Source organism: uncultured Empedobacter sp. (assembly GCF_937930195.1).
In the GTDB taxonomy this organism is placed as follows: domain Bacteria; phylum Bacteroidota; class Bacteroidia; order Flavobacteriales; family Weeksellaceae; genus Empedobacter; species Empedobacter stercoris.
In genome coordinates, this window is the sequence record NZ_CALGVK010000168.1 from 1 (window position 1) to 5,991 (window position 5,991).

Annotated in this window: 5 protein-coding genes and 1 pseudogene; all 6 read right to left on the reverse strand. The window is 31.6% G+C overall.

Going from position 1 to position 5,991, the window contains the following annotated elements:
- Positions 1–29: 29 nt before the first annotated feature.
- Positions 30–950, reverse strand: a pseudogene (locus Q0616_RS09650) (glycosyltransferase); the annotation flags it as partial.
- Positions 950–2,458 carry a hypothetical protein gene (locus tag Q0616_RS09655; protein WP_225541290.1) on the reverse strand — a complete coding sequence of 503 codons (1,509 nt, stop codon included), beginning with the start codon at positions 2,456–2,458 and terminating at the stop codon, positions 950–952. The pseudogene Q0616_RS09650 and the gene Q0616_RS09655, both read right to left, overlap by 1 nt.
- A gap of 26 nt (positions 2,459–2,484) precedes the next feature.
- A complete protein-coding gene (locus Q0616_RS09660) occupies positions 2,485–3,075 on the reverse strand; it encodes an HAD-IB family hydrolase (RefSeq protein WP_260541065.1) in 591 nt (196 codons plus the stop codon).
- Positions 3,075–3,800 carry an SDR family NAD(P)-dependent oxidoreductase gene (locus tag Q0616_RS09665; RefSeq protein WP_225540346.1) on the reverse strand — a complete coding sequence of 242 codons (726 nt, stop codon included), beginning with the start codon at positions 3,798–3,800 and terminating at the stop codon, positions 3,075–3,077. Before Q0616_RS09665 ends, Q0616_RS09660 begins: the two co-directional genes overlap by 1 nt.
- The gene (locus tag Q0616_RS09670) at positions 3,797–5,119 is read right to left on the reverse strand and encodes an FAD-binding oxidoreductase (protein ID WP_298776786.1); all 1,323 of its coding nucleotides are present in this window, start codon (positions 5,117–5,119) and stop codon (positions 3,797–3,799) included. The genes Q0616_RS09665 and Q0616_RS09670 overlap by 4 nt, the downstream gene beginning before the upstream one ends.
- Positions 5,109–5,984, reverse strand: a complete 876-nt coding sequence (locus tag Q0616_RS09675; RefSeq protein ID WP_260541071.1) for a UbiA prenyltransferase family protein — start codon at positions 5,982–5,984, stop codon at positions 5,109–5,111. The genes Q0616_RS09670 and Q0616_RS09675 overlap by 11 nt, the downstream gene beginning before the upstream one ends.
- Between the last annotated feature and the right edge of the window lie 7 nt (positions 5,985–5,991).

Sequence of the window (5,991 nt, forward strand, 5' to 3'; positions counted from 1 at the left end):
CCTGATACATCGTTTGCAATAATTAGTTATTCAAGGACTATCGCTTCAAATAAAACCGTAGGATAACCTTCGTAACGAGACGATAAAATGTAATAATCTGCCAATACAAAATACGGATATGGATTTTCTTTGAATCCAATTAAGTGAGCTGTATCATTCACTTTTAAGTCATCCACTAACTTCTTGATCGTTGGAAAATCATAACCATCTCCCACAATCCATACCTGATGTGGAAAACCCTCATCCAACAAACGTTTGTGAGCTCGCAATAAACGATCAAAACCTTTTTGAGGAAAAACCGTACCAATAGATACAAAAGTTGGTTGATTCTCAGCTTTCTTGATGTCACATTTTTCAGCTGCTAATGATTTTATTTCGTGCACATCAATTGGATTATAAATGCGAACTACTTTCTTTTTTTCAGCTTCCGTAGTCGCCAAATCTAAAAAAAGTCGATTGATCTTTTCAGAAATCACTAAAATCTGATCAAACTTAAAAAAAGACTTTAAACGTTCGTCTGTATATGCTGGAATATTGGATAAATCATTGTGAATCCAAACGATTTTTTTAGATGATTTGATCGGCGAATTTAAAATTTCGTCAGCCATTCCATGAATCGCAGCAAACTCTATATCGTACGTTTTATTGGGTAAAATATACGTGTAAAGCAACTTTGGAAATTCCTTTAAAATCGCTTGATAGATTACCCGATAAGCTTTTTGGGGAATATCTTGCAGACGATTGGTCGTTATCATTTCACCTTTATTCAAGTAATAGATAGTAATCCAAGAAGGAACATCTTTTAGGTATTTACCCGAATAAAGATTCAACAATAAATCTATTTCGTATTTTTCTGGTGAAAGATTTTTGAGAAAAGTGACCAATACTTTTTCAGCACCTCCATGACGAAGCGAGCCAATACGTATTAATATTTTCTTTTTTTGACCCATTATTTTGCTGTCGATTTACGTTTATATAAATAAAAATCTCTACCTGATGGTTTGAATTTATAAATCTTATCTAATATTGGATGATCCGATTTAGCAACATCCTCTATTTTAAATTCTTTTATAAGTTCGTAATCCTCATAAATAGATTGATCTGCTAAAGTTCCTTTGAACATGGGTTTAAAATCTTCTAAAATATAATCGGGTTTTGCTTTATTAATCAAGTTGGAAAAACCAACTTCTTTCCCATTTTCAACAATGTTTTCGTCTGTTAAGCGCTTGTCTACTAATCCTACATAATCAATAACTTTCAATTTAGAAAAATAGGGAATATAACCAGCAGGTTCTAAGAAGATATATTTGTTTTTATTTGGCTCAATCGAATCCAAATACAACCCAATCTTGCGTGCATGATTCCATTCTCCATGTCCAGTTGCTATAGAATGTACAGCTTGGTAAACGGTAAAAGGAATAAAAATAACAACAAAATAAGCAATTGACAAGGATTTATATTTATCCGAGTCTAATACAACTATTATAATTGGCAAGAACAAACAAATTTGAGGTATCCAATAATACCAGTCAAACCATGAATTTGTTGCTCCGAATATAATCGTTTTGACCAAACCAAAAAGGAATAAAAATCCAACTACTTTTTTACGATTAGTTTCTAATTTTCCCGAAAGAAAGAATAGACTGATTAATGAGATAATAAAAAATAATAATGTCGAAAAATTATATATTGAGGTTGGAAATTTTATGATTCCAAAAAAATTTGGTCCAAAATATTTAAATTCTGCCCAACGTTCTAATAAAGTTGGGTTAGAATAATTATTTTTCTTAGAAGTGATCGTATTATTGACAATCTCTCCAAAATAAAACCAGTTGAATGCAACTGTAGTTACAACCGCTAAAATACCTCCAATCATTAGAGCTGTATTCCATTTTCGCTGCTGTATCACATCATATATGAACAATAACCCTAAGAAAATACACGTATCTATTCGTGTCCAAAGAATAAGTATAGGCATTACAATAAAAGCCCAATTTTTTCTTTCAACAAACCCATACTTTATAAGTGCCATATAGAAAAAGAACAGCATTCCGAACTCCATTCCTAAAATAGACATTTTTATAGCCGGTGGTAAAAAACTGACAAAAAGGATAAATAAGATAAGTTTTGTTGTGGTGTTAAAAAGTAGTTTTCCTAACCAATAAATCCCAATCGTAAATAAAATGGTATTAAAAATAAGTAAAGGATAAATAAAGTTTCCTTCTCCGAAAACCGATTGAAAAATAACGCCTATAAAAACATAAAGATGAGTGGTAGAAGCAGAAATTTTTTCAACTCCATTATAACCATATACACCATATTCTATAATGTTACGGGCAACACGCCAAGAGATTAAAGCATCTTCTTGAATATGGCGAGTAAAAAAGAAAATTGATTTTAATGCTATTATGAGAATAGAAGCAAAGAATACTTTCTTCTTATCTATAAAGTTTTCCATAAGTTTAGTTTAGTGCAACAAATATATTAATTAAAAAATTGATAATAACGCTCAGAAGCAATTTCAAACATAGCAGTATCTCCCTTTGTATCACCAAAAGCGATGATTTCATCATATAAAGACAAGTCGATTTCTTTTTCGATGCGAATTCTTTTCTCTTGATAATTACAATTTGGTGAAGCAAAATAACCTGAATAAAAACCTTGTTCGTCGAACTTTGCTTTAGTACAAATTAACCCCATTCCATAATAATCAGCAAAAGGTTGAACCCAAAAATCAACCGATGCCGATACTATAAATTTATCGTGATAATTACTTAATGACTTGATGTATTCATCTGCTTTTGGATGGATTAATTCGTTGTGATTCTGTTCAAAATAGCTCTGTGCTAACTGATTGATTTCAACATAAGGTTTTCCTTTTAAGAATGTTGAAATAAATTTTTCTTTTACAAATCCAGCTTCTAAAAGCTTTAATTTAGAACCGACAAATAATGGTATAAACAACAGATAATTAATAAAATAGACTTTAGGAAAAGAGAATTTTAAAAAATCGAATAAGGTATCTTTCTTTGTTAAAGTTCCATCAAAATCAAAAAGATATAATTTGCGATTCATTACATTTTAAGTTTTTTGAAAATAAACTCGGGTATATTTCGAATAATCATCATAATTCCCCACCATACAAATGTCACATACACCACATTCTTTTTCTTTTTATAAGCGTTGTAAATGATCGTTGCAGCTTGTTCTGGTTGTGCGGTTAATGGTTTTGGTGTTTCGATATCAGCCGTCATTTGTGTGTCCATAAATCCAGGAATCACTGTCATAACGTGGACTTTTTTGTGAAATAAATAGTTTCTCAAACCTGCTAAATAAGCTGTAAATCCTGCTTTGGCCGAACCATATATAAAATTACTTTGTCGCCCTCGCTCTCCTGCAACAGATGATAGACCTATAATTGTTCCAGCACCTTTCTCTTCAAATTTCTTTGCAAAATGATTCATTAAAACAATTAGCTTCGAATAATTGATTTCGACAATTTGTTTGGTATTCCAATCGTCATACAAACCTTCTTCCGAATTTTTCCCTAAATATCCTGCCGCACAAAATAACAATTCAGACTCAATGTGATGGAGTTGAGATAAATCATTTTCTTTGGTTAAATCAAAATGTACTACTTCACATGTTTGCTCATATTTCGCAAAAAAATGGTTGGCTAACTTAACCGTTTTATCAACATTGGAAGTAAATAAATAAACCATTGGAAAACGTTTTCCTTCTTTTAAAACTTTTTCTACAAAAGCTACTGCAACGTCTGAATTTGATCCTAATACTATCATTTTTGCTTAAATCTATTGATACGTTCATTTTGCATCGACTCAAATTTTGGAGAATCGATGTTGTTTAAATAATCTGTTAATGCAGGATTTGACATTGCGTCCTTCGTTCGGTAAATATGTCCTCCGTAATCCATTATAATTTTATCTAAACTTCCAATTAGTTTTTCTAATTTATCATTCACTTTAAAGTCTAAAGCCAACGTATAACCTTTCATTGGAAAAGAATTATAAGCTTGTGGATTATTTTCTCCAAATAATTTCAATACAACCAAAAAAGAACCATTTCCACTTGCTGCAATGGTCTCTAATATTTTACGCATTCCTTCTTTCCCTCTTTCTTTTGGAATAACAAATTGGTATTGAATGAATCCATTTTTACCATAAATACGGTTCCAATTATGAACAGCATCCAAGGGGTAAAAAAAAGTTTCGTAATCTACATAATTCTTCAGGTGTTTTTTACCTTGCTTATTAAAATACAACCAATTGAAAATCTTAATTGACAATGGATTTAATGCAAATCTTGGAAAAAAGAAAGGGATAGTTAAATTAAATTTCTTTTTGATTTGAAGAGGATTCTTCGTGAATTTATTTGGTAATTCATCTAAGGTAGCATGTTCTCCACGCAACATAATCGATTTTCCCAAAGCCTCTCCTTTCTGTAAACAATCTAACCATGCGACATTATATGTCCAAGATTCGGAAGATTCGAATAACTCAAAAATTTGATCTAAATTTTTAGCCTGAATAGCTTCATTTCGGATATAAGCGGTTTCGATTTTCTTCATCATAAATTTGGCAGAAAGAATAACACCTGTTAATCCCATTCCTCCTACAGTTGCCCAAAATAAGGATTGATTTTCATTTCTCGAACAACGTAAAACATCACCATTTTCTATCATCAAATCGAACTGAATTAAATGATCAGAGAAACATCCGTCGATGTGATGATTTTTCCCATGAACATCTGATGCAATAGCTCCACCTACGGTGATAAACTTGGTTCCTGGTGTAACTGAAATAAAATATCCTGATGGAACAGAAACTTCTAAAATATCGGATAATAAAACACCCGATTCAACTTCTATAATGCCATGTTCACGATCAAAAGCAATAAACTTGTTCCATTTCGAAGTTGAGATAATGGTATTTTGCAATGAAGCATCCCCATAACAACGTCCATTTCCACGAGCAATTAATTCTTCATTCGAAAGAATTGCTTCCTGAAATTCTAAAATTGTTGTTGGAGTGACAACATGTGCTTTTATAGATGGATAAAGTCCCCAGTTAGCTACTGGAGTTAATTTTTTATTTTCCATTATTAAAATAAATCAATAAAACATAACTAATTCCCCACAACACAATCAACAATTGGATAAAATGATCTTTAAAAATTAATTTCGTTGGGGATTCGGTTTTAGCATACACAAATGTCTGTTGCAAATAACGTAAAACTGCCGCAAAAACAAAGACAAAGGTATAAATTATATAATGATGAAATTTGGATTGTGTTTCGGGAGAAAGGATAAACATCATGTAACAAATGACTGCTACGGTACAAGTTATTGCTAATGCAGAATTAAGAAAATTGAGATTATAGCCGTTCAATGATTTCCGAGTAACGCCTTCTAATTCGGCATTCACCAATTCTCCTCTTCGTTTTCCTAAAGCTAAAATCAACGCAAGATCAAACACCAACAAAATGGTCCAGTCACTTACTAAAATCCCCGTCATATAACCACCAACAAAAACTCGTAACAAAAAGCCAAATGCAATAATCATCACATCCAATATGGCAACTTGTTTAAGTTTGAACGAATAAGCAATATTCATTAAAAAATAAATCCCGACAAGAATCGCAACTTGTAACGTACCAAAAGTCCAAAGTAGAAAGCACGTTAAAACAAGCAATACCAAAAATAAGATAAACGCATTTTGTTTAGAGATTTTTCCACTCGCCAATGGCCTGTTTTTTTTCTCTGGGTGTTTTTTATCCTTTTCGATGTCAACATAATCATTGATGATGTAAATACTACTTGCCACAAAAGAGAATATCAGAAATCCGTAAAATGATTCGATTAACAAATCAATATTGAATAGATTTCCCGAGAAAAATAATGGTAAAAAAACAAACAAATTTTTCACCCATTGATTGACTCGCATAAGTTTTAGATAGTGTGTCATTTAGAAT

What these genes read in the sequence shown, in the direction of transcription:
- Q0616_RS09660 (WP_260541065.1), bottom strand. Translation starts at nt 3,075, where the DNA reads ATGAATCGCAAATTATATCTTTTTGATTTTGATGGAACTTTAACAAAG.
- Q0616_RS09670 (WP_298776786.1), bottom strand. Translation starts at nt 5,119, where the DNA reads ATGGAAAATAAAAAATTAACTCCAGTAGCTAACTGGGGACTTTATCCA.
- Q0616_RS09655 (WP_225541290.1), bottom strand. Translation starts at nt 2,458, where the DNA reads ATGGAAAACTTTATAGATAAGAAGAAAGTATTCTTTGCTTCTATTCTC.
- Q0616_RS09675 (WP_260541071.1), bottom strand. Translation starts at nt 5,984, where the DNA reads ATGACACACTATCTAAAACTTATGCGAGTCAATCAATGGGTGAAAAAT.
- Q0616_RS09665 (WP_225540346.1), bottom strand. Translation starts at nt 3,800, where the DNA reads ATGATAGTATTAGGATCAAATTCAGACGTTGCAGTAGCTTTTGTAGAA.